Raw genomic sequence first — 22864 nt, 5'->3', positions numbered from 1 at the left:
CTTAGGAATTCCTGCTGTCTGCACGTCGCACGAGCCAGTCACCGATCAGGTTGCAGCCGATCACCAGCGCGCCGATGACGAGGCCCGGATAAAGCACCAGCCAGTTGGCAAGCAGGATGAAGGAGCGGCCTTCGCCGATCAGGTTGCCAAGCGTTGGGGTCGGCGGCTGCACGCCAAGGCCCAGGAAGCCGACGGAGGCTTCGAGGATGATGAGGCGTGGCAGATCGAGCGTCATCAGCACCGTGATCGGCCCGACGATGTTGGGCAGGACATGGCGGAAGATGATGACCATGTTGGACAGGCCGATGGAGCGCGAGGCGTCGATATATTCCAGCTCGCGGATTTCGAGCGTCTTGGCGCGGGCGACGCGGGCAAAGACCGCCCAGCCGGTAACGCCGAGTACGACGACGAGATTGCCCATGCTCGGGCCGATGACGGCAACGATGAGCAGGATCAGGAGAATGAACGGGATGGCAAGCTGCACATCGACGGCGCGCATGATGATGATGTCGAACCAGCCGCGGTAATAACCGGCGATCATGCCGAGCGTCGTGCCTAGCACGACGGAAATGACCGAGGCGGCAAGGACGATCGACAGCGAAATCGCCGTTCCAAGCCCAAGGCGGGCGAGGAGATCCCGCCCGAGCTGGTCTGTTCCCAGAGGATGAAGCTCTCCGCCGATGACGGAAAGCGGTGGCTTGAATGTCGCGGTCAGGGTTCCGCGCACAGGGTCGATCGGCCAGAGAAGGGGCACGAGGACGCAAAGCGCCAGAACCGCGATCAGAAGGAACGTGGCAAATATCGCATCTGCGTTGTCCCTGACATTCCAGAACCGTGTCATGCGCGATTACTGCTTCTTGATGTCGAAGATCGGGATACGGGCGTCCGGGCGTCCTTCGAAGGTGACCGATTTAGCCTTACCGTAAAGGGCATCTTCCTGGTAGAGCGGGATGACCGGCACCTGCTCTGCGGCGAGATCCTGGATCTGGGCCAGCACCGCTTCGCGCTTTGCCGGGTCGACGATCGAGCGGCTTTCATCGAGCAGCTTGTCGAGTTCCGGAATGGAAGCTGTCGAATAGGGTTCGCCGGTCTTGAAGATGGCATAGACGGCGGCATCCGCATCGAGCGTCTGGGTGGAGCCCCAGCCGAGCATGAAGATCGGGCCCTTGCGCGGAACCTGCTGGGTGTAGACGGACCAGTCGAGCACTTCCTGATCGATCTTGACGCCGATATCGCCGAACTGCTGGGCAATCGCCTGGGCGACTTCACTGTCCTTCATATAGCGATGGGTGGACTGCATCTTGATCGAGAATCCGTTCGGCAGGCCGGCTTCGGCAAGCAGGGCCTTGGCCTTGGCAGGATCATAAGCGGTAACCGGCAGGTCTTTGTAGCCGAAGTCGGCGGCGCCGACCTGGGTGCCGCGCGGCGATGCCATGCCCTGCAGGATGTTGGTGACGATCGACTGGCGATCGATCGCCATGTTGAGGGCCTGGCGGACTTTGACGTTGTCCAGCGGCTTTTCGCTCATCACGAGGCCGAGATAGATGGTGAGGCCACCGTTCTTTACCTGGACAAGATCGGTATCCGGGCTGTCCTTGACCATCGGAGCGATATCGACGGGCACGTTTTCGATCAGGTCGACTTCGCCGGTCAGAAGCGCTGTGATACGGGCCGTGCCGTCCGGGATTGCGCGCCAGGTCACCTTGTCGATCGACGGCGCGCCGCGCCAGTAATCCTTGTTGGCTTCGAGAATGACATGCTGGTCGGGAACGAATTCGACGAATTTGTAGGGGCCGGTGCCGACCGGCTTGCGGGCGAAGACGTCGTTGCCGACTTCCTTCACGTATTTCGGCGGCACGATATAGGCCGGATAGCGGCTCATGCGGGTGGGCAGAAGCGGATCGGCGCCCTTGGTCTTGATGCGGACGGTCAGCGGATCGACAACTTCGACGCTTTCGACGGTGCGGATGTAAGAGACGGTCGGGGACTTGGCGGCAGGATCGATGACGCGGTCGATGGTGAACTTGACCGCTTCTGCATCCATCGCCTCACCGTTGTGGAACTTCACGCCGTCGCGCAGCTTGAATTCCCAGGTCGTGTCGTCGATCGCCTTCCAGGAGGTGGCAAGACCCGGGACCAGCTTCATCTCCTTGTCGCGCATGACAAGCGTGTCGAAGATGTTGTCGACGATCGTGGCGCTCTCCTTGAGGAAGCCAGGATCCATCGCGGTAGTCGAGGCGCCGCGACCTACGACAATATCGGCCGCCGAAGCGATGGCCGTAGAAATTGGCAGCAGCATGGATGCAGCGAGCGCAATGGCAGCAAGTCTTTTCATGGGGGCCTTCACTTCCTCTGGTGTTGGTATCTGTTATCCTGACAATGTATTCGTCAGGGGGCTATTATTATCTGCTAAGATATATGATATATTCTTGGTGGGCAAGATATGGGCATTTTCGATTGAGTGCCAAAAAACGGGCAATTTTTCCAAGGGTGAGGTCTACGTGAGTACAGCTTTGTTCAATGTGGCTCCCCGAAGGAGCCTGGTCACCCATGTGGAAGATGAAATTCGTGCCGCCCTGATCGAAGGACGGCTGGAGCCGGGGACCCGGCTCGTCACGAAGGATCTGGCGGATTCGCTCGGAATGAGCATCACACCCGTGCGCGAGGCGCTGGTGCGTTTTGCGGCATCCGGGGTTCTGACGGCAGAGCCGGCGCAATCCTTCAGGGTGCCGACGATGACGGTGGCGCAGTATTCGGAGATTTCCGAGATCCGCAAATCGGTCGAAGGCCTGGCGGCATTCAATGCTGCGTCGCAGATCACGCCCGACGAGATCGCCACGATGAAGGCGCTGCTCACACGTTATCTCGCGGCAAAGGCCGAGAAGGACCAGCATCTCGCCCTGACACTGAACAAGGAATTCCGTTTCGTGCTGTATGCGGCGGCCCGGATGCCGACGCTTCTCGGGGTGATCGAATTGTTGTGGCTAAGGGCCGGTCCCGGGTTCAACTACCTTTATCCGGAAACGCAGTCGGGAACGGGAGAGCACCACAATTACGACGACCTGCTGGTTGCCCTGCACGAGCGACAGCCGGTTGCGGCGCGCGAGGCGATCGAACATGCGATCGAGGATGGCGCGCGGATCGTCATCGAGGCTTTGCTGCGGCGGCAGACACAGCCGGTTCCGGCCAAGTAAGAGAGAAGGCAGACTTCACCAATGGGTAAGACATTCACTGCGGCCCATTGGGGCGTCTATGAAGTGAAAGCCGACGAGACCGGGCTGAGGCTTGAAGGTTTTGCGCAGGATCCCGATCCGTCTCCGATCGGTCTGCATATGGCGGCCAAGGATCTGACGGATGTGAGGATCCGCAGGCCATCGATCCGCAAGAGCTGGCTCGAAAAAGGACCCGGTGCCGATCCGCATTTGCGCGGGCGCGAGCCGTTCGTCGAGGTCGACTGGGATACGGCGCTTGATCTTCTGGCGGCCGAACTCGACCGGGTGCGGCGCGAGCACGGCAATGAATCCATCTTCGGCGGTTCTTATGGATGGGCAAGTGCGGGACGTTTCCACCATGCGCAGAGCCAGGTTCATCGCTTTCTCAACCTGATCGGCGGGTATGTATCGTCAGTAGACAATTACAGTCTCGCCGCCGGACGGGTGATCCTGCCGCATGCGATCGGATCTACCGAATTCCTGCTAGACCGACATACATCCTTCGATGTGATGGCCAAGCATACCGAGCTTTTCGTCACCTTCGGCGGCGTGCCGGTCAAGAATGCGCAGATGTCGGCCGGCGGGGCAGGGCGGCACCGTGTGGTAGCCGGCATGCTTGCGATGGAGAAGAACGGCACGCGTTTCATCAATATCGGTCCGGTTTCCGACAATATGCCGGTCGACAGCGAGTGGATTGCCGCCCGGCCGAATACCGATGTCGCGATGATGCTGGGGCTGGCCTATGTGCTTCACATGGAAGAACTGGCGCAGCTGGATTTCCTCAATAGCCATTGTGTCGGATATGACCGCTTTGCAGCCTATCTGACGGGTGAGGCGGACGGGATCCCCAAGACGCCTGAGTGGGCTGCGGCACTGTGTGGCGTCGATGCTGACCGGATTGCATCGCTTGCCCGCGAGATGGCGTCTAGCCGAACGATGCTGAATATCTCATGGTCGCTGCAGCGTGCCGTTCACGGCGAGCAGCCCTTCTGGATGCTGGTGACACTGGCCGCCATGCTTGGGCAGATCGGCTTTCCGGGCGGTGGCTTCGGGGTCGGGTATGGTGCGCTGAATTCCGTCGGCCATGACAATGTCCGCTTCAAATCGGGGGCGTTTCCGCAAGGCGAAAATCCGGTGAAGGCATTCATTCCGGTGGCACGGATCACCGACATGCTGCTCAATCCGGGCGAGGCCTTCACCTATAACGGCAAGGAGCATCGCTATACGGATATCCGGCTGGTTTACTGGGCGGGCGGCAATCCGTTCCATCATCACCAGGATCTCAACCGCTTGCTGAAGGCCTGGCAGAAGCCGGAGACGATCATCGTCAACGAGCCATACTGGACGCCGACGGCCAAGCTTGCGGATATCGTATTGCCGGTCACGACCCCGCTGGAGCGCAACGATATTGCGTCTTCAGGCGGTGAGGACCTGATCGTGGCGATGCGCAAGGTTTCGGAGCCGTATGCGCAGGCGCGCAACGACTTCGATATATTTTGCGGACTGGCGCTGCGTATGGGCGTCAATTTTTCCGAAAATCTCGATGAGGAAGGCTGGCTGCGGCGGCTTTATGGCGTGACATCTGCCAATGCTCGCGAAAAGGGTATCGAGATGCCGAATTTCGACCAGTTCTGGCAGGACGGTCTTTTCGACCTTCAGCCCGAGGCACTGCCGGTGGTGATGCTGCAGGATTTCCGTGAAGAGCCGAACGCAAATCCGGTTCCGACCCCTTCCGGCAAGATCGAGATCTTTTCAGAGACCGTCGATAGTTTTGGCCTTGATGATTGCCGCGGCTATCCGACCTGGTTCGAGCCGCCGGAATGGCTGGGCAACCGGGAGAGCGAGGATCAGCTCCATCTGATTTCCGACCAGCCGGTGAGGCGTCTGCATAGCCAGCTTGATGCCAGCCCGCACAGCAAGGCGGGGAAGGTGAAGGGCCGCGAGCCGGTCCTTATCAATCCTCTCGACGCGCAGCGTTGCGACCTTGGCGAGGGAGATCTTGTCGAGATCCATAACGAGCGGGGACGGCTCATTTCGGCGGTGGTGATTTCCGATGCGATCATGCCGGGTGTGGTCAGGCTCTCGACGGGCGCCTGGTTTGACATGGATTTTGAGCGCAGTCTGGAGCGCCATGGCAACCCCAATGCTCTGACGCTGGATGTGCCTTCGTCGTCGCTGTCGCAAGGATGTAGCGCTCAGACTTGTCTGGTCCGGGTTCGCAAGGTCGACGAAGACTATGCGGCCAGCGTACAGGCCTTCGAGCACCCGGAATTTGCGACCTAGGACGCGCGCAAACTATATGGAACTTGTGCGGCCGACGCGCAGCCACCTGAGATCAGGCGGCTGCGAAAGATTGGACTTCCAGTTCCATCAGGAAAGACAGATCCTTTGCGACACCGGGTGCGCAGGCGACAACGGGGCCGCCGTGCTCAAGAAGTTGCGCCAGTGAAGGAAGAGCCACAACGGCACCTGCTTCACGAGCAATCAACGCTCCGGCCAGCACGTCCCAGGCGGACAGGTGGCGTTCGTAATAGAGGTCGGCGACGCCTTCCGCGACACGGATCAGGCCGATTGCGGCCGCGCCCATGCGGCGGTAATCCATGCCTGTCTCGTAGATTTTTCTCGAGATGGACAGGTAGTCCTCGAAATCGGTCCTGCGGGAATGGCCGAGGATGGCGAGCCCACGCGACGGGTCGGTCGTCTTTGCGGCGGTGATCGGTTTGCCTTCGCGCAGCGCGCCTTCACCACGGATGGCGCTGAAGACAGCATTCTGGGTGGCATCGTAGATGACGCCTATAAGGATTTCGTCGCCGGCGACGAAGGCGATCGAGACGCCCCAGTGGCGAAAGCCGCGGATGAAATTGGTGGTTCCATCGATCGGATCGACGACCCATGTGCCGCTGGATGAACCACTGCGGCTTGCGCCACCTTCTTCGCCCAGAAAAGCGTCATCGGGAAACTGTTCGAGAAGAGTTTTTCGGATCATCTGTTCGGCGCGCTTGTCGGCGACCGTGACGAAATCCTGCAGGCCCTTGTTTTCCACGGCAAGCGTTTCCGGCTGGACTTCGGCGCGGAATTTTGCCGTTTCCATGCCGACATGACGGGCAATGGTTATGGCTGCCTCAGTGCGTTCACGCAGCGCGGCAAGATCGAATGGGGATGGCATCAGGCACTTCTTCTTTTGATCAATGTTACCGGTGTGAATTCCACGCGGGCAACGGCATCGGGGTCGAGAATACGGCTGGACAGGAGGTCGATCACCTGTTCCGCCTGGATATCGCAGGGCTGGAGGAAAGTGGTCAGCTCATAAGCGCCCCAGCTCGCCTGGGGGATATCGTCATGGCCGATAACCTTGATCGAGCCATCATTACGGCCGGCATCATTGAGGCCATCGATGATGCCGCAGGCCATGTAGTCGTTGACGGCGAAGATGCCGTTTATGCCGTTATCCAGCAGCGCTGGTACGATATCGCGGCCGTTGCGGTAATCGTTCTGGGCAACGGAAACATGGGACACTTCCACGCCAAGCGTTTTTGCCCGCGCGAGAAAGGCTTCGGCGCGGCGGCGCGAGGAATAGGAGATCCTGGTGCCGGCAATGACCGTCAGTCTGGTTGCGCCCGCCTGAAGCAGGTGGTCGGCGGCAATGTGGCCGGCATTGTGGTCGTCGGAGAGAACGCGGTCGACGAGAGGATAGTCTTCGCCCTTGTTGATCAGCACGATCGGAACGCCTTCCGCCGCACATTCCTCGCAGATATGCGAGGGGGGAGCATCCGAGGTGACGATCACGCCCGATACCGCATAATGCAGCAATTGGCCGATGACCGTTGCGCTGTCGGCTTCTTTCGAGGTGGGAAGCAGGATCGGCCGATAATTGCGGGCGATCAGTGCGCGGGCCAGATGCTCGACCTGCTGCGTCCGGAAAGGATTGTCGAGGCCGGCGGCGACCAGGCCGACGAGATCGGAGCGCTTGTTGGTGAGGCTGCGGGCGAGATAATTCACCCGGTAACCGAGATCCTTGGCTGCCTGATAGACCTTTTCGCGGGTCTTTTCCGAAACGCTGGCATCCGGCGTAAATGCCCGCGAGACGGCGGCGCGGGAAACGCCGGCGGCACGCGCGACATCATGCGAGGTCACCCGTTTTGCCGGGCGCTCAGAGCCGTGATTTTCACGTACGCGCATCAGGTCCGGCAGGTTGGTGCAGATGCCGAGGACCGGCAGGGCCATGATATCCGCCAAGACTTCCGGTCGTTCCTCGTGCCACAGAACGATTTCGCGGCCTTCGGCGAAAGCCCGTTCGATCAGTTCGTCGGTGACAAATTCCTGCGGCGTGTCGCTCGCCTTTTCCCAGCACAGATGCAGGATATCGGCGGATGCTTCATCGCCAGCCGCATGGGGATCGGCGCCGACGCGGATCAGCACCGCCAGTGGATAATCGCAGTTCAGTTCGCGCAATTCCCGTACCTGTGCCGGATCGAAGGAGCCGAAACAGGCGAAACGCTGCTCCATGTCCTTCAGATGCTGCCAGCACAAGGGACCGGTACCGGCGCGTTTAAGCTCGACATAGAGACCGCAATCCGTTTCGCGGGCAAGCGCTGCGATTTCCTCGAAACTCGGCACATCCGGTACCGCAGCCCGCAGGTCGGCGAAAGAGAGCTGGGAGATATGGAGATCCTTGCCGAAGACCCGCTCAAGATGGTCGTCATGGGAGATCACCACAATACCGTCCGCAGTCAGTTGCGTATCGATTTCCCACATTTCCGCACCGAGTTCGGCGGCACGACGGAAGGCGGTGAGCGTGTTTTCCGTCTCGTGGCCGCTGGCGCCGCGATGGCCGACGCAGAAGGGCAGGCGTCCCCGATTTTCAGGCCAGCCGAAGCGCGAGAAGAAGGCCGAGAAATCCCGTGCGGGTGTAGAGGTGGATGCAGACGTCATGACCGTGTCCCCCCGTCAAAGTCTCTGACCATCGTCAGTGAAGACGAAAACCGATTTGCTGTCGATATGCCAGCGCACCGTATCGCCTAGCGCCCAGTTTCTTCCCGCAGGCTGGATCGATCGCAGTACCGAGCCATCGGCGAGTGCGACGTCGTAGAGATTTTCGCGGCCCTGCGTTTCGGCAAAGGCTATTCTGCCTTCCACCGCTATGTCGCCTTCGGGACCGAAATGTTCCGGCCGCACACCGAGCTTCAGTTGCGTACCATCGGCAATGCCTTCTTGGGGCACCAGCGGAACACGCAGTTTGATTGGGGCGACGGAAAAGGCATTTTCCATGGCGATGCCGCTTAAGAAGGAGATCGGCGGATTGCCGAGGAAGCCGGCGACGAAAGAGGTGCGCGGATTGCTGTACATGTCGGCGGGGGTATCGATCTGGACGATCTCGCCCTTTTTCATGATGGCGATGCGGTCGCACATCGACATGGCTTCCACCTGATCGTGGGTGACCAGAACGGCGGTTATGCCGGTTTCCAGCTGGATGCGGCGAATTTCCGAGCGCATTTCGAGCCTCAGCTTGGCATCGAGATTGGCGAGCGGTTCGTCGAGCAGCAGGACATCGGGCTTGCGCACCAGGGCGCGGGCAAGCGCCACGCGCTGCTGCTGGCCACCTGACAACTGGCCAGGACGACGTTCGAGCAGTTCCGAGATATGGGTGAGCGCGGCGATGGCGCGCACTTCGCGGTCTATATCGGCCTTTGCGTCTTTGCGGACCGTCAGCGGGAAAGCGATATTCTCGAAGACGTTCATGTGCGGATAGAGCGCATAGTTCTGGAAAACGACGCCGACATTTCGCTTCTGGCTGGGCAGGCCGCTGACATCGCGATCGCCGAACATCAGTTGCCCCTTGTCCATGCGGTGGATGCCGCTGATGGTGAACAGTGTCGTCGACTTTCCGCAGCCGGAAGGGCCGAGCAGCGCCAGCATTTCGCCATCGCGGATGGTCAGGTTCATGTCGTCGATGACAGTCGTTGCATCGAATGTCTTGGTGAAGTTGCGGATGGAAATCTGCATCAGCCTTTGGTGCCCCCGCCGAAAATGTTCATGAGACGGTTCTGGAACAGCACGAAAAGTGCGAGCACCGGCAGCGTGTAGAACAGCCCGACCGACTTGAAGATGTTGAAATTGTAGGTGCTGGAATTGGGGTCCGACACCGTGTTGAGATACATGGACAGGACTTCGAAATCGCTGGACGGCGCGAGGATGCGCGGCAACATGTATTCGCTCCAGCCATCGATGAAGGCGAAAAGCGCGAGCGACAGAAGGCCCGGTTTGACCTGCGGCAGGATGATGCGGCGCCAGACGGTGAAGCGGCTTGCGCCATCCTGCACGCCGGCCATTTCGATCTCCCAGGGAACGGCGTCGTAAAAGCCCTTCATGATCCAGATGCCGAAGGGCAGCATCAGGCTGGCTTTCACCAGAATGACGCCGATCAGGGAATTGTAGAGACCGGCAAACTGCAGGACGAGGAAAACGCCGATGATCAGCGTGACCGACGGAAAGGCATGCATGACCATGATGCCGGAAAGGACGAAACGCCGGAAAGGCAGCGCCAGTCGCGACAGGGCATAACCGGCGGTTGCCGACACCGAGACGACGATGACCATCATGCTGGCAGCAAACAGGAAGGTCGTCAGTGTCGGTTTCCAGATGTCGCCGGTAATCGTCGGGTCGATGAGGAAACGCCAGTGTTCCAGCGTGAATTCGTTGGGCAGAAGCGAACCGGGCGGCGTGTTGCTGAATGTATCGACGAGCAGGAACAGGTACATGATGAACAGCGGCAGGCTGAGCACGGTCAAAAGCAGGATGATCGGCCAGGTGGCGAAATTGCGGGTCATGGTCGTCCTCCCTTAAAACTCGATCTTCGGCTTCGACATCATTTCGTCGAAGCGGAAGAGGCGGAGGTAGACGATGGACAGGACCAGTCCGACGGCGACGAGGACCAGCGCCATGGCGGCACCGAGGCCATATTGGAGATTGCCGGTATAGTTGTTGAGCGCGGTCTTGAAGGCTTCGAGCGCCCAGATCGTCGTCGTGCTGCCCGGTCCGCCATTGGTGGTGAGCCAGATCTGCTCGTAGGACGACAACAGCGAGAGTGTCTGGTAGCTGGTGACGAAGAGGATCGGCCAGCGCATCTGCGGCAGGATGATGTAGCGGATCTGCTGCCAGCGCGAGGCGCCATCGACTTCGCTTGCCCAGAGCTGCTGTACCGGAATGGCCTTGAGCGCGCCGGAAAACAGGATCATGCCGAAGGATGCGCCGACGAAGCCATTGACGAGGATGACCACCGTCCAGGCGCTCGCCACCGAGCCCTTCATGTAGTTGAAGGCGGGCAGGCCAAGGTCCTGGGCGATATTGAAGACGAAACCGTCCTCCCAGGTGAACCATTTCCACATGACGGCGTAAAGCACGACCGGGGTGATGCGCGGTAAAAGCCAGAGCACGCTGAAGAAACCGGAGCCGGCGGGCGGGAGGTAGAAGGTGGTGATCGCCAGAAACAGGCCGACGGCCACGTTGAAGGCGAGCGTCAGCACCACATAGAAGACCGTGTTGCCGACAATGCGCCAGGTATCGGGGGCGATGGCGAGATTCTTGAAATTATCCGTCGTCCAGGTCCAGCCGGTATAGCTTGCCGTCGCGATCCTTTCGATCGCGCCTTCCGGTGGGTTTTCGAGCATGTGGGAGAGTGCGGCCTCCATCTCGCCGCGGCTGGCGTAGCGCACGTTGAGAACCGATTGTTCGAAGGCGCCGGCGGCAATTTTCAGATCGCGCACGCGCGTCGGGCGGGATGGCAGCGTTTTCAGCTCGCGCTCGAAGGCGGAAGAGCTGGTGAAGGAGCGATCCTTGAGCCGTTCGGCAATTTCCGCGACGAATTTTGCATCGACACCGGCCGCGCGGGCTCTTTCAAGTCCTGCCTGATCGATGACGTAGTTCGACTGACCAAGCGCGTCGATCGTTTTCGCGTCCAGTCCCTCATCGGTGAGCGACCGTAGGAGATTGCCTGTGACGACATAGGAGCCGCCGGAAATGCCGGTTGCCGTGCTCATGTTGGTGAAGGCGAAGACGCTGGTCAGCACGACCGGCAGGAAGAAGAAGCCGAGAAGCAGAACCATGGCCGGCGTCATGAAGGCTAGGCCGAGAAGATTTGCCCTGTGAGGCGAGGAAGCGCGCATGGGAACCTGAGAGAATGCAGAAAGACCGGGCGGCAATTGCGCCGCCCGGTGGATGGAAGGGATCAGCGGATGACGATCTTGTCGCCGAGTGCGTTGCGCACTTCCGTCTCGACAGCCTTGACGGCATCGGCGACGGAGTTGGTCTTGGTCCAGGAGGCTTCGAGCCCCTTGTACATGGCCTTCCAGACGACGCCGAAATCGCTGTTGTTGGGGATGGCGTTGGCCTTGGGCAGCAGGCCTTCGGTTGCGGCGCTCGTCCAGCGGTCGTTGGCATAGAAGGGGATCGATGCTTCGGCAGAGCCGATGGCGAGGTGGCCCGACTTCACCGCATGCAGTGCGTTGATGTAAGGCTCGGAGGCCGTGGTGATCAGCTCGGCTGCAAGGGTTGCATCCTCATCCGAACCGCCGGTCGACAAGAGATAAACGAGCGGATGGGTGATGGTGTTGGCGCGGCCCTTTTCGTTGCCGGCCGGGATAAGGCTGTATTGCATCTGGCCGAAGAAGTCCTTCAGGCCCCATTTGGCTTCCCACTCGGCCTTGTGCCAGGTGCCGCCGTGCCAGATACCGGCCTTGTCGCCGGCGACCGCCTGATGCCAGGTGTCCCAGGTCATGCCGAGATAGGTGGCCGGAACGACGCCCTTTTCGACTGCATCGACGAAGAACTGGTACATGCCGGTCAGTGCCTGACGGTCGAGCACCAGCTTGCCGGATTCCGCGTCGATCATCTCGCCGCCGAAGCTCTGGTAGAACTGCCAGTAATCGGTGCCGTTGTTCGGGCGCGGCATGAAGCCCTTGCCGGGTTCGACGACCTTGGCATCCTGCATCTTCTTGGCGTCGTCGAGCATGGAATAAAGCGTGTATTCGCCGCTTTCGACCTTGGCCGGCAGCGCCTCGATATCGGCATCCGAATAACCGATCGCCTTCAGATGCGACTTGGAGAAGAAGAAGGGACGCGCCTCGGCATCCTGCGGGATGCCCCAGATGCGGCCGTCATAGGAGGAGACGTCGATCAGGTTCGGGTAAAGCTGGTTAAGCGGCCAGGCGTCGAAATCGACATAGTCTTCGATCGGACGCAGGAGACCAGACTGCGACCAGGGGCCGATGTCCTCGTGGCCGGAAACGATGATGTTTGGCGCCTTCTTGGATTCTGCGGCAAGCGTCACGGCCTGCTTGAAATCGTCCCAGCCGGTCCAGGTCTGGGCTTCGATCTTGATGGTGAGCTCCTCACCCCGGATCTTCGCCTGACGCTCGACGACGCCGGCGGCCATCTTGATGGCTTCGATGCGGTAGTCATTGGTTGGGCCTGTGCCGCCAGCCCAGACGGAAATGGTAACATCCTTGGCCATGGCAAACGTTGCTGTCGATGCCAGCAATGCCGTCGCCAGAATGGCGGATTTGAGACGCGGAAGTACGGTCATGACTTATCCTCGATAAGCGGTCTCGCTTCCTCCGGGGCCGGTCGCAAACAGCGTTATCCGGGCGGGAAAGCAAGGAGTTGATCCTGAACGAGGCGGACATTAGGAGCGCTCCACAACAGTGAGATGACAAAATTGTACACGTGTACATTTTTGTCTCAGCGGTCTGTCGAGCCGTGTGGAGACGTCGTTTCGTATCCGGCTATCCTCTTGCAAAGCCGGTCTGAAACTATTCCGTTTTTGTTGTGCCGGTCGGGACCCACCTGAAGTAGTCTTCGGTCAACTTGAAGACCGGAACCTGTTCAATGACTTCTGAAAATCGTGCGCGCCTGCGTGATCTCGGCATTTCCGTCGGCCATTATGAGACCGGCGCGCTTAATGCGATTACCGATGTCGCGGGTGTTGCTGTCGGTCATGTGACCTGTGTCGAAGGCGAGCGGACGCGCACAGGGGTGACGGCCATCCTGCCGCATTCGGGTAATCTGTTTCAGGACAAGGTGCCGGCGGCGCTTGCCGTGTTCAACGGTTTCGGCAAATTCGCCGGCTCGACGCAGATCGCCGAGCTTGGCGAGATCGAGACGCCGATCCTCTTGACCAATACGCTCGGTGTCGGCCGCGCCATCGAGGCGATCAACCGGCATGTGCTGGCACAGGCGGGCAATGAACGGGTCGTGTCGCTGAATGCCGTGGTTGGCGAGACCAACGATTCAAGGCTGAATGATATTCGCGCTGCCCGTCCGACCGTGGACGAGATGTCTCAAGCGCTCGGCACTGCGAAGACAGGTCCGGTCGAGGAGGGGGCAATCGGAGCCGGTACCGGTACAGTTGCTTTTGGTCTCAAGGGCGGGATCGGCACCAGTTCGCGTGTCGCGAAGGCCGGTGGCGCAGATTATACGGTCGGCGTTCTGGTTCAGTCCAATTATGGCGGCAAGCTTACGGTTGCCGGACAACCTTATGAGGCGGACGGTGCGCATGACAAGGACGGCTCGATCGTGATGATCGTTGCGACCGATGCGCCGCTCTGCTCGCGTAATCTGAAACGACTTGCCGAGCGTTGTTTCGGCGGGCTGGCGCGCACCGGTGCGGCATTGAGCAATGGTTCGGGTGACTATGCGCTGGCGTTTTCAACCGCCGAAGAGGTGCGCCGCACGCCGGAGCGCCGGAAGGCGGTCGCCAGTTACCCGGTTCTTTCCAATGATATCGTCTCGCCGCTGTTCGAAGCGGTGATCGAGGCTGCCGAGGAGGCCATCCTCAATTCGATGACGATGGCGACCACCACCCATGGCTATAATGCCGGGACGGACAAACCTTCGACCATCCATGCCATTTCTCTCGATGCTCTCAAGCGTCGCTGATCTTTTCCCATACTGTCCAACGGAGTTCCCATGTCCGCCAATGCACCCCGCATCGTTTACCTGAACGGTGCCTTCCTGCCCGAGAACGAAGCCCATGTGTCGATCTTCGATCGCGGTTTTCTTTTCGGTGACGGTATTTATGAAGTCACGGCCGTGCTGGACGGCAAGCTGATCGACAGTCCGCTGCACATGACGCGTCTGGAGCGTAGCGTGCGCGAAATCGGCGGTCATCTGCCGATCTCGACCGATGAGATCGTTGCCATCGAAAAGCGTCTGGTCGAAGAGAACAAGCTGACCGAGGGCGTGATCTACCTGCAGTACACGCGCGGTGCCGAAGATCGCAATTTCCTCTATTCGGAAGATCTTGAGCCGACGCTTCTCCTGTTTACGCAGGCAAAGACGCTGGAACATGTCGCCGCCGTCGAAAAAGGCCTGAAGGTCAAGGTGGTGCCGGACCAGCGCTGGGAACGCCGCGATATCAAGACCGTCTGCCTGTTGCCGCAGGTTCTGGCCAAGCGTATCGCCAAGGCTGAAGGCTGCGACGAGGCCTGGATGGTTCAGGATGGTTTCGTTACCGAAGGTGCGTCGTCGACCGCCTATATCATCACCAATGACGACAAGATCGTCACGCGTGGCAACGGCAACGCCATCCTGCCGGGCTGCACGCGTCTGGCCGTGCTCGAACTTGCCCGCGAGCAGGGGCTGACCGTCGAGGAGCGTCTGTTCACCGTCGAGGAAGCCATGGCGGCGCGCGAGGCCTGCCTCACCAGCGCTTCCAACTTCATCGTGCCGATCACATCGATCGACGGCAAGCCTGTCGGTGACGGCAAGCCCGGCCCGATGTTTACGCGCCTGCGCAAGCTCTACATGGACAATGCCCGCCGCACGGCGGTCTAAGCATTTCCTTGTTTCGGGGCAATTCCGGACGCTGGAATTGCTAGGAACATCAGCCGGCGGCCAATGTCTCCCATATGCGTTTGACGATGGGCCGCCGGTTTTCCTTCGAGCGATAAAGACGGATTTCGACCTCGATATCCCAATCAGGTTCGGCCGCACGAAGGAGCCGACCGTCATTCAGTTCAGCGGCAACAAGACTTTCCGGAATCCAGGCCAAACCCCAGCCCGCCATGACCATGCTTTTCAGGCCGACGGAATGGCTGCCGACATGGACACGATTGTCTGCCGGGAGGCGTGTTGCCAGGGTGCCGGCCATCAACTGGCCGAAGAACGACGTTTTCTGATAGCTGACATGTGCGAAGCCCGGCTCAACCCGGTGAAGCGGCGCGCCTTGGCCGTCCGGTGAACTGACCGGGATGATCGTCTCTGCTCCCAGTCTATGATGTTCGAACTGCGGATCGAGCAACATCGGCACATGCAGGTTCTGGTAGGTCAGCAGAAAATCGGAATCGCCGTCGATCAGCGAGTTGAGATTTTCTTCCATGCTGCCGGAATCGGGCCGCATGTGGGAAACGATCGGCCCGAGCTCGGTGCTCAGCGCCGTCAGCCAGTCCGGGAAAAAGGTGAAGGAAAGCGTATGCAGTGCCGTGAGCGTCACGGTGCGGGCATCATTGCCTTCTTCATGCTGCAGGTTGCGGCGGGCCTGATAGAGACCCTGCAGCGTCTGCTCGGCGATCGGCACGAAACGCTTGCCGGCTTCGGTGAGACGTGAAGGATAGGTGGCGCGATCGATGAGACTGGTGCCGACCCAAGCTTCGAGCTGTTTTATGCGGCGGCTGAAGGCGGACTGGGTGACGTTTCTTTCATCCGCCGCTTTGGAAAAGTTCAGCGTCTGCGCCAGCGCCAGAAAATCTTCAAGCCATTTGACTTCCAAAGCGAACTCCAATGCAAAACCGGCTCTCGGTCTTCCATTGGTCCGAATGGCGGCAAAATGCAATCAGCAGATCATGCTTTTGGAATGCGACTGTGTCAGTGGGCTGCCGTCACGCGCGTCTATATTCGATCATTCTCGCGCGGGACAAAACCAGTTCGAGGCGGTTCTCTGACAGAACATGCAGGCAGACGCGCTTCGTCCACGGGCCGTCCTTCAGCGTGAACAGGAAGCGGCTGTTGCCGAGGGACTTGAGTGGCATGCGGTGGCGGACGGGGCCGACACCCATGATGACCGCATCGCCGTCGATGTCGAACGTGGCGCCTTCATCGGAGAGCCAGCGGCCGGCAAGCGAGGCCGGAACGTCGGTATCGACGGCGGGCAAAAGATGGCGGGCGGGGTAACCGATCTGGCCGGTGATCGCTGCGCCATCCATCTTCAGCCGCATCGGAGAGGTTGCGGAAAAGGATGAGACATAACCGTCTTCGTCCTCATAAACAGCGGTATCGGCGTCGAGCCAGTTGACACTGGAGCCTTTGACTTCGATCCAGAAAGGACCGGTTTCGGTAACGTAAAGGCCATCCTTTAAGGCAGAGGAGGGGACGGGCAGGGCGAGGCCGAACAGGGCGGCCATGGCTGCCTGCGCGATCTTGCTGCCGTTGGTGTCCTCGCGGTTGGAGACGATGACGACACCGGTCTGGTTTGCCTTATCGAGCAGAAAATAGGTTTTGTAGCCGGGATGCGAGCCGCCATGGCCGGTGAATTCATGACCATCCAGAACGGTGCGGCATATGCCGAGGCCGTAGCCGCTTTCGGACCCGTCATTCAGGGCGCGCGGTGCGGCAAGGCGGGCAAGCGTGCCTGTGAAGGGCGCGTTTCCGGAGAGCAGCAGGCGCAGCCAGTTGGCGAGGCTCGTGGCGCTGCCGGTCATGCTGCCGGAAGCGGAGATATGAAGACCGGCGGCAGAGAGCTGCCATTTTTCGCCATCGTGCCAGTAACCGGGCACGAGGCCTGCGACGGCATCGTTCCAGACATCGGGCGCATCAAGCGTGGCACCGGCTTGCGCACCTGCCTTGCGGATGAAGTCGCGGAAGAACAGGCCCTTGCGTTCAAGGGCCGCTTCGACCAGGCGATAGCCGGTGTTGGAATAGGAGACTTCGGTGCCGGCTTCGTAATTCAGGCGCGTTTGGCGGGCGAGATATTCCATCAGCGGACCGGCCTTGGTTTCGGTATAGACCGAGAGACCGAGAAGGGAGAGGCATTCGCGGGTATCGGGCAGGCCGCCGCTCATGTCCAATGCGCGGGCGACCGTGGCACTTGCCATCGGCTCCTGCAGCTCGGGCAGATGCTGGCCGAGCGTGTCGTCGAGGGAGATTGCTTCCGGGTGTGATAGGACCATCGCACAGAAAGCGTGCTTGGTGACGGAGGCGTAACGCACGACCGTATCGGCGCCGAAAGGCGCCATGGTCGAGAGGCTTTCGACACCGCCAACCTCGGCAAAACGGATGCCGTTGGCGTCGAAGCCGATCACTGCACCACCGGGCTGATCCGCACCCCATCCGTCAGTGAATTTCCTGACAGCCTGTTGCGCCTTATCCCAATTGGCCGTGATCGACATCTCGCTTCTCCACTTACTGCTCTAGAACCGGACCGGGTCCGCCAGAACCTTGAAAGGTCAGGCCGGTTCTTCGAGCTCCACGCTCAGACTGCGCAATTCGCGGGTATGAGCGTGATTGACATTGCCGAGTCTCAGGTCCTCGGCAGTTACCTGTTCAACCATATGGCCATCGATCATCACGCCGACTTCTGTGCAAAGATGGGTGATGACGCTGAGATTGTGGCTGACCATCACATAGGTGAGGTTCCGCTCAGCGCGGAGGTCAGCCAGAAGGTTGAGGATTTCCGCCTGAACCGAAACGTCGAGCGCCGATGTCGGTTCGTCGAGCAGCAGAACTTCCGGTTCCGCGATCAGCGCGCGGGCGATTGCGACGCGCTGGCGCTGGCCGCCGGAAAGCTGGTGCGGATAACGGAAGCGCGCGGTCTGCGGCAGGGCAACGGCTGACAGCACCTTGGCGATGCGGTCGTCGATATTGTCCATGCCGTGCACGAGCGGCAGTTCCGACAGGATGCGGTCGATCGTCTGGCGCGGGTGCAGCGAACCATAGGGGTCTTGGAACACCATCTGCACCTTGCGGAAGAAGGCCGGCGGGCGAAACAGCGGGGCATCTTCGCCGGAAAAGGCGATACGACCGGACCAGTCGTTGTTGAGGCCGGCCATGGCGCGCAGAACGGTGGACTTGCCCGAACCGCTTTCACCGACGATGCCGAAGCTTGCGCCCTTGGCAACGTTGAAGGACACGCCCTTGACGACTTCGCGGCCAACGAAGCTGATACGCAGATTGTCGATCTCGATCGTCATTTCAGCCACTCCGGATCACGGGTAAGGACGGGCAGGCGCTCCTTGGGATGCATCAGCGAGGGCATGCAGTTGAGCAGGCCGCGCGTATAGGGATGCTGTGCGGAGAGCAGGTCCGACGCCTTCAGTTCCTCCATCACATGGCCGGCATACATGACGGCAACGCGATCGCAGAAGTGCGAAACGAGCGGCAGGTCGTGGCTGATGAGCAGAAGGCCCATGCCGCGTTCCGAGACCAGTTCCTCGATGAGGCGCAGGATTTCTGCCTGTACCGTGGCATCAAGTGCAGACGTCGGTTCGTCGGCGATCAGGAGTTCCGGATCGGGGGCGAGCATCATGGCGATCATGACGCGCTGGCCCATGCCGCCCGAGACTTCGTGTGGGTAGGAGGCCGCGACCTTTTTCGGGTCGCGGATCTTCACCATTTCCAAAAGGTTGATCGCGGCTTCCAGCGCGGCACGCTTGCTGCCGCCCTTGTGGGTGCGCCATGCTTCGGCGACCTGGCTGCCGACGGTCTTTACCGGGTTCAGCGAATATTTCGGATCCTGCAGGATGAAGCCGGCCCGCTTGCCGCGGATCGTGCGCATCTGCTTTTCCGAAGCCGAGCGGATGTCTATGCCGTCGAATTCCAGCTTGTCCGCCTCGATGACGGTCTGCGTGGGCAGCAGCTTCATCAGTGCGCGGGCGGTCAGGCTCTTGCCCGAGCCGCTTTCGCCGACAATGCCGAGCTTTTCGGTGCCGAGCTTCAGCGACACGCCCTTGACTGCCTGATGGAAGCCTGTGCGCGACTTGAAACCGATCTTGAGGTTTTGAATATCGACCAGCATCCGTCAGTTCCCCTTCGGATCCAGAACGTCGCGCAGCGCATCGCCAAGGAAATTGAAGGCGAGCGAGACGCAGAAGATGGCAATGCCGGGAATGGCGGCGACCCACCATTGTTCGAAGATGAAGCGCTTGGCTGTTGCGATCATCGCTCCCCATTCCGGCGACGGCGGCTGTGCGCCCATGCCGAGGAAGCCGAGCGAGGCGGCGGTGATGATGATCGACGACATATCGAGCGTGACGCGAACGATCAGCGTCGGCACGCAGAGCGGCATGATGTGGCGGAAGATAATGCGCCAGGAGGAGCCACCGGTCAGGCGATAAGCGGCGATGAAGTCGCTGCCGCGAACCGTCAGCGTTTCGGCGCGGGCCATGCGGGCATAGGGCGGCCAGGCGGTCAGCGCGATGGCGAGAATGGCGCTTTCGACCCCCGGCTTCAGCGCCGCAACGAAGGCGAGAGCCAGAACGAGGCGCGGGAAGGCGAGGAAGATGTCGGTGATGCGCATCAGGATCGTATCGACGATGCCGCCGAAATAACCGGCGATGCAGCCGATGGCGAGACCGATCGGGGCGACGAGCACGACAACGGCAATGACCATGCCGAGCGTGACGCGGCCGCCGTAAAGAAGGCGCGAATAGATGTCGCGGCCGAGTTCATCGGTGCCGAACCAGTGCAGCGCGCTCGGAGCCGCAAGGCGGTTGCCAAGATCCTGCATTGCCGGATCGTGGGTGGCAAGCAGCGGCGCGAAGATGGCGATACCGATGAAAATGGCGATGATGGTCAGGCCGATCATGCCGAGCGCGTTGCCGCGCAGGTTCAGCCAGATACGGTACCAGTTGCCCCAGGCGGCCTGGCGGCGCGAGGACGGATTTTCGTCCAGCGCCCAGTTTCGGAAGGTGGCGTTCATTATTGTACCCGTGGATCGAGGACGCGGTAGAGGATGTCCGCAATCAGGTTGAGGCCGACATAGATGAGGCCGATCAGAAGCGTGGTGCCAACGACCGGGTTCATGTCCGCATTCATCAGCGATACGGTCAGATACTGGCCGATGCCCGGCCACGAGAACACGGTCTCGGTGACGACGGCGCCTTCGAGAAGGCCGGCATAGGTCAGAGCCATGACGGTGACGAGCTGGACTGCAACCGTCGGGAAAGCATGGCCCCAGATGACCTTGGTCAGCGACAGACCCTTTGCGCGGGCGGTGATGACGTATTCGCCTTTCAGCGCATCGATCATGAAGGCGCGCGTCATACGGGCGATGTAGGCCATCGAGAAATAGGCGAGGATGATGACCGGCTGGGCCATATGCGCAAGCGCATCCTTGAACGCATCGAAATCGCCGGCGATCAGGGTGTCGATCGTCAGGATGCCGGTGACCGTATCGATCATGCCGTCAAAAATGATGTCCTGGCGGCCGGGACCCGGGGCGAGGTCGAGCCAGGAATAGAAGATCAGAAGCGAGATCAGCGACAGCATGAAGACCGGCACAGAATGGCCGGCGAGGCAGACGACGCGGATCGCCTGGTCGGTGAACGTGCCCTGGCGCACAGCTGCCCAGACGCCGAGCGGAATGCCGATCAGCGCCGCGAGAAGCAGGGCTGCGGTGGCAAGCTCGAAAGTGGCCGGGAAGAAACGGACGATATCGGTCGCGACCGGGTTCTTGGTCAGAACCGACATGCCGAAATCGCCGTGGGCCAGCTGGTAGAGATAATGCAGGAACTGCACTGGAATGGGCTGATCAAGGCCCATTTCGGCGCGTACGCGAAGAATGACATCCTCAGGTGCATTGTCGCCAACGGCGGCAATGACCGGATCGACCGGCATGACCCGGCCGATGAGGAAAGTCAGGACAGTCAAACCGAACAGCGTCAGGAGGACGCTGCTCAGTGTTGCTGCAAGGCTTTTAAAACGTCTGTTCACGCCTTGTTGGTCCCGAGGTAGGAGTTGCCTTCAGACAGAACGCCGATCTGGAAACCGGTAACGCCCTTGCGGCAAGCTGCGGTCTTGGTGTTCTGGAACATGACCGCGAACGGGCTGTTGTGCATGAATTCGCGCTGCAGGGCTTCGTAGAGTTCCAGACGCTTTGCCGGATCCTTCTCGTCGCGGGCAGCTTCTGCCTTGGCGGTCAGCTCGTCGTTCTTGAAGCTGGAGCGCCATGCGAACGGCTTCTTCTTGGCGTCGTCCGAATTGTCCTTGTTGATGCAGAAGACTTCGGCATTGGAGTTCGGGTCGAAGTAGTCGGTGCCCCATGCGGACAGCGCCATTTCGTGCTGGCGGGCGCGCATCTTGGTGAGAACCTGACGGTTTTCAGCCGACTGCAGCTTCACGCGGATGCCGATTTCGCCGAGGTTCGACTGGATCGCCTGGGCGATATCCGGAGCCGGCTGTGCCGAGTAGTGGTCGAGGGTGATGTCGAAACCGTCTGCGAGACCGGCTTCAGCCATCAGCGCCTTGGCCTTGGCGACATCCTTCTGGAACGGCGTATCCATGACCGTGCCCGGGAAGCCTGCCGGTTCCATGCTCTGGTGGACGGCGTGCGTCAGCGGGATGATGTTCTTCTGGATGCCTTCGTAGTCGAGCGCCCACTTGACGGCTTCCCAGACCTGCGGCTTTGCGAGGTTCGCATTGGTCTGGTTCATCGAGATCAGCATCAGGGATGCGATCTGCTTGCGGACCAGAACGACGTTCTCGTCGGACTGCAGCACTTTCAGCTGTTCCGAGGTCAGGTCGCGGGCGATATCGACGTCACCCTTCTGCAGCATGAGCATCTGCGAGGACGGATCGACGACGTGGCGGATGATGACGCGCTTGAGGTTGCCCTTGTACGGGCCGTGCTCGTTGAGCGTCAGTGCGATGCTTTCGGAAGCCTTCCAGGACTGAAGCTTGAACGAACCGGAGCCGGCGCTGTTCTTCTGCAGCCAGGCATTGCCGAGGTCGCCGTTCACTTCGTTTTCAAGAACCGTCTTCTTCTCGACGATGGCGCCGATGTTTGCCGAGAGGCAGAACAGCAGGAAGGAGATTGCGGTCGGCTTTTCGGTCGTCAGCGTGACGGTCTTTTCGTCCTTGGCAACGATCATGGCTTCGACATTCTCTGCCGTGAAGCCGAACTGATTGATGATGAAGGCCGGGCTCTTGTTCATCTTGATGGCGCGCTGCAGCGAGAACGCGACGTCCTCAGCGGTAACGGCTGCGCCCGAGGCGAAGGTGGAGTTGCCGAGCTTGAAGGTGAAGACCTTGTTGTCCGCATCGGCTTCCCAGGAAGCGGCGATGACCGGGAGGACTTCATTGGGGTTGTCGCTGTTGGCGCGAACCAGCTTTTCGTACATGTTGCTGATCATCTCGCCACCGACGGCCTCAAAACCCTCATGCGGGTCAAGGCTGGTCATGTTGTCGAGCTGCTGGGCAACAACCAGAATGTCCTTCGGCGTGGCCGCGAAAACGGTGTCGGCCAGGTTGATGTAGGACAGGAAGGGCAGGGCTGCGCCGCCGATCAGGAAGTTACGTCTGGATACCATTGCTATATTCCCCATTAAAAAACTGAACCCCCAGTATTTGAAGGGTCAGCAAGATTTTGCCGCAATTTGTCGCGCGTCTTAACAGTGCGTTTACGGGCCGACCAATTCCATTTTTCGAATAGGTTATGCGCGGTTTGC

General features: G+C 60.2%; 19 protein-coding genes and 1 pseudogene. 4 read left to right on the top strand and 16 right to left on the bottom strand.

The features are described from left to right. Window position 1: 1 nt before the first annotated feature. Window positions 2-841: an ABC transporter permease gene (locus HNQ72_RS28960; RefSeq protein ID WP_183997926.1), complete on the bottom strand. Its 840-nt coding sequence runs from the start codon at window positions 839-841 to the stop codon at window positions 2-4. A gap of 6 nt (window positions 842-847) precedes the next feature. Next, window positions 848-2335 carry an ABC transporter substrate-binding protein gene (locus HNQ72_RS28955; RefSeq protein WP_183997923.1) on the bottom strand — a complete coding sequence of 496 codons (1488 nt, stop codon included), beginning with the start codon at window positions 2333-2335 and terminating at the stop codon, window positions 848-850. 166 nt (window positions 2336-2501) lie between these two features. On the opposite strand from HNQ72_RS28955, the gene HNQ72_RS28950 reads away from it, so the two are divergent. Together HNQ72_RS28950 and HNQ72_RS28945 are read left to right on the top strand one after the other, a co-directional pair. Beyond that, complete coding sequence (locus tag HNQ72_RS28950) at window positions 2502-3194, top strand: FCD domain-containing protein (protein ID WP_210319752.1); 693 nt, start codon at window positions 2502-2504, stop codon at window positions 3192-3194. A gap of 21 nt (window positions 3195-3215) precedes the next feature. Beyond that, complete coding sequence (locus tag HNQ72_RS28945; RefSeq protein WP_183997921.1) at window positions 3216-5495, top strand: molybdopterin guanine dinucleotide-containing S/N-oxide reductase; 2280 nt, start codon at window positions 3216-3218, stop codon at window positions 5493-5495. Window positions 5496-5547: 52 nt separating this feature from the next. Here the strand turns inward: HNQ72_RS28945 and HNQ72_RS28940 are convergent, their stop codons facing one another. The 7 genes and pseudogenes from HNQ72_RS28940 to HNQ72_RS28910 form a co-directional block, all read right to left on the bottom strand. After that, the gene (locus tag HNQ72_RS28940; protein WP_183997919.1) at window positions 5548-6378 is read right to left on the bottom strand and encodes an inositol monophosphatase family protein; all 831 of its coding nucleotides are present in this window, start codon (window positions 6376-6378) and stop codon (window positions 5548-5550) included. Continuing rightward, window positions 6378-7391, bottom strand: a complete 1014-nt coding sequence (locus HNQ72_RS28935; RefSeq protein ID WP_183997960.1) for a LacI family DNA-binding transcriptional regulator — start codon at window positions 7389-7391, stop codon at window positions 6378-6380. Before HNQ72_RS28935 ends, HNQ72_RS28940 begins: the two co-directional genes overlap by 1 nt. Next, window positions 7386-8144 (bottom strand): annotated as a pseudogene (locus HNQ72_RS28930) (glycerophosphodiester phosphodiesterase); the annotation flags it as partial. The gene HNQ72_RS28935 and the pseudogene HNQ72_RS28930, both read right to left, overlap by 6 nt. A gap of 15 nt (window positions 8145-8159) precedes the next feature. After that, on the bottom strand, window positions 8160-9215 hold the full coding sequence (locus HNQ72_RS28925; RefSeq protein WP_183997917.1) for an ABC transporter ATP-binding protein: 1056 nt from the start codon (window positions 9213-9215) through the stop codon (window positions 8160-8162). Then, the gene (locus HNQ72_RS28920) at window positions 9215-10039 is read right to left on the bottom strand and encodes a carbohydrate ABC transporter permease (RefSeq protein WP_183997915.1); all 825 of its coding nucleotides are present in this window, start codon (window positions 10037-10039) and stop codon (window positions 9215-9217) included. Before HNQ72_RS28920 ends, HNQ72_RS28925 begins: the two co-directional genes overlap by 1 nt. A gap of 12 nt (window positions 10040-10051) precedes the next feature. Then, window positions 10052-11374: a carbohydrate ABC transporter permease gene (locus HNQ72_RS28915; protein WP_183997913.1), complete on the bottom strand. Its 1323-nt coding sequence runs from the start codon at window positions 11372-11374 to the stop codon at window positions 10052-10054. 62 nt (window positions 11375-11436) lie between these two features. Then, a complete protein-coding gene (locus HNQ72_RS28910; protein WP_183997911.1) occupies window positions 11437-12792 on the bottom strand; it encodes an ABC transporter substrate-binding protein in 1356 nt (451 codons plus the stop codon). 302 nt (window positions 12793-13094) lie between these two features. Between HNQ72_RS28910 and HNQ72_RS28905 the strand changes: the two genes are divergently transcribed. Together HNQ72_RS28905 and HNQ72_RS28900 are read left to right on the top strand one after the other, a co-directional pair. After that, the gene (locus HNQ72_RS28905) at window positions 13095-14144 is read left to right on the top strand and encodes a P1 family peptidase (protein WP_183997909.1); all 1050 of its coding nucleotides are present in this window, start codon (window positions 13095-13097) and stop codon (window positions 14142-14144) included. A 30-nt stretch (window positions 14145-14174) separates the two neighbouring features. Beyond that, on the top strand, window positions 14175-15041 hold the full coding sequence (locus tag HNQ72_RS28900; protein ID WP_183997907.1) for a D-amino-acid transaminase: 867 nt from the start codon (window positions 14175-14177) through the stop codon (window positions 15039-15041). Between the two features lie 49 nt (window positions 15042-15090). Here HNQ72_RS28900 and HNQ72_RS28895 read toward each other — a convergent pair whose 3' ends face one another. The 7 genes from HNQ72_RS28895 to HNQ72_RS28865 form a co-directional block, all read right to left on the bottom strand. Beyond that, window positions 15091-15975: a LysR substrate-binding domain-containing protein gene (locus HNQ72_RS28895; protein ID WP_183997905.1), complete on the bottom strand. Its 885-nt coding sequence runs from the start codon at window positions 15973-15975 to the stop codon at window positions 15091-15093. Window positions 15976-16084: 109 nt separating this feature from the next. Then, the gene (locus HNQ72_RS28890; RefSeq protein WP_183997903.1) at window positions 16085-17590 is read right to left on the bottom strand and encodes a serine hydrolase domain-containing protein; all 1506 of its coding nucleotides are present in this window, start codon (window positions 17588-17590) and stop codon (window positions 16085-16087) included. Window positions 17591-17647: 57 nt separating this feature from the next. Then, on the bottom strand, window positions 17648-18391 hold the full coding sequence (locus HNQ72_RS28885) for an ABC transporter ATP-binding protein (protein WP_183997901.1): 744 nt from the start codon (window positions 18389-18391) through the stop codon (window positions 17648-17650). Continuing rightward, window positions 18388-19215, bottom strand: a complete 828-nt coding sequence (locus HNQ72_RS28880; protein WP_148145221.1) for an ABC transporter ATP-binding protein — start codon at window positions 19213-19215, stop codon at window positions 18388-18390. Before HNQ72_RS28880 ends, HNQ72_RS28885 begins: the two co-directional genes overlap by 4 nt. A 3-nt stretch (window positions 19216-19218) precedes the next feature. After that, complete coding sequence (locus tag HNQ72_RS28875) at window positions 19219-20121, bottom strand: ABC transporter permease (protein WP_148145261.1); 903 nt, start codon at window positions 20119-20121, stop codon at window positions 19219-19221. Next, a complete protein-coding gene (locus HNQ72_RS28870) occupies window positions 20118-21131 on the bottom strand; it encodes an ABC transporter permease (protein ID WP_148145220.1) in 1014 nt (337 codons plus the stop codon). The genes HNQ72_RS28875 and HNQ72_RS28870 overlap by 4 nt, the downstream gene beginning before the upstream one ends. Beyond that, window positions 21128-22726, bottom strand: coding sequence for an ABC transporter substrate-binding protein (locus HNQ72_RS28865; RefSeq protein ID WP_183997898.1), 1599 nt, complete (start codon window positions 22724-22726; stop codon window positions 21128-21130). The genes HNQ72_RS28870 and HNQ72_RS28865 overlap by 4 nt, the downstream gene beginning before the upstream one ends. Window positions 22727-22864 lie beyond the last annotated feature (138 nt).

The organism is Aliirhizobium wenxiniae, assembly GCF_014201355.1.
In the GTDB taxonomy this organism is placed as follows: domain Bacteria; phylum Pseudomonadota; class Alphaproteobacteria; order Rhizobiales; family Rhizobiaceae; genus Neorhizobium; species Neorhizobium wenxiniae.
The sequence above is the reverse complement of the archived record's forward strand: the minus strand, read 5'-3'. Positions and strand labels throughout refer to the sequence as shown.

Coding starts and splice junctions, on each gene's coding strand:
- HNQ72_RS28960 (WP_183997926.1), bottom strand. CDS start 841: ATGACACGGTTCTGGAATGTCAGGGACAACGCAGATGCGATATTTGCC.
- HNQ72_RS28955 (WP_183997923.1), bottom strand. CDS start 2,335: ATGAAAAGACTTGCTGCCATTGCGCTCGCTGCATCCATGCTGCTGCCA.
- HNQ72_RS28945 (WP_183997921.1), top strand. CDS start 3,216: ATGGGTAAGACATTCACTGCGGCCCATTGGGGCGTCTATGAAGTGAAA.
- HNQ72_RS28940 (WP_183997919.1), bottom strand. CDS start 6,378: ATGCCATCCCCATTCGATCTTGCCGCGCTGCGTGAACGCACTGAGGCA.
- HNQ72_RS28935 (WP_183997960.1), bottom strand. CDS start 7,391: ATGCGCGTACGTGAAAATCACGGCTCTGAGCGCCCGGCAAAACGGGTG.
- HNQ72_RS28925 (WP_183997917.1), bottom strand. CDS start 9,215: ATGCAGATTTCCATCCGCAACTTCACCAAGACATTCGATGCAACGACT.
- HNQ72_RS28920 (WP_183997915.1), bottom strand. CDS start 10,039: ATGACCCGCAATTTCGCCACCTGGCCGATCATCCTGCTTTTGACCGTG.
- HNQ72_RS28915 (WP_183997913.1), bottom strand. CDS start 11,374: ATGCGCGCTTCCTCGCCTCACAGGGCAAATCTTCTCGGCCTAGCCTTC.
- HNQ72_RS28910 (WP_183997911.1), bottom strand. CDS start 12,792: ATGACCGTACTTCCGCGTCTCAAATCCGCCATTCTGGCGACGGCATTG.
- HNQ72_RS28905 (WP_183997909.1), top strand. CDS start 13,095: ATGACTTCTGAAAATCGTGCGCGCCTGCGTGATCTCGGCATTTCCGTC.
- HNQ72_RS28900 (WP_183997907.1), top strand. CDS start 14,175: ATGTCCGCCAATGCACCCCGCATCGTTTACCTGAACGGTGCCTTCCTG.
- HNQ72_RS28890 (WP_183997903.1), bottom strand. CDS start 17,590: ATGTCGATCACGGCCAATTGGGATAAGGCGCAACAGGCTGTCAGGAAA.
- HNQ72_RS28885 (WP_183997901.1), bottom strand. CDS start 18,391: ATGACGATCGAGATCGACAATCTGCGTATCAGCTTCGTTGGCCGCGAA.
- HNQ72_RS28880 (WP_148145221.1), bottom strand. CDS start 19,215: ATGCTGGTCGATATTCAAAACCTCAAGATCGGTTTCAAGTCGCGCACA.
- HNQ72_RS28865 (WP_183997898.1), bottom strand. CDS start 22,726: ATGGTATCCAGACGTAACTTCCTGATCGGCGGCGCAGCCCTGCCCTTC.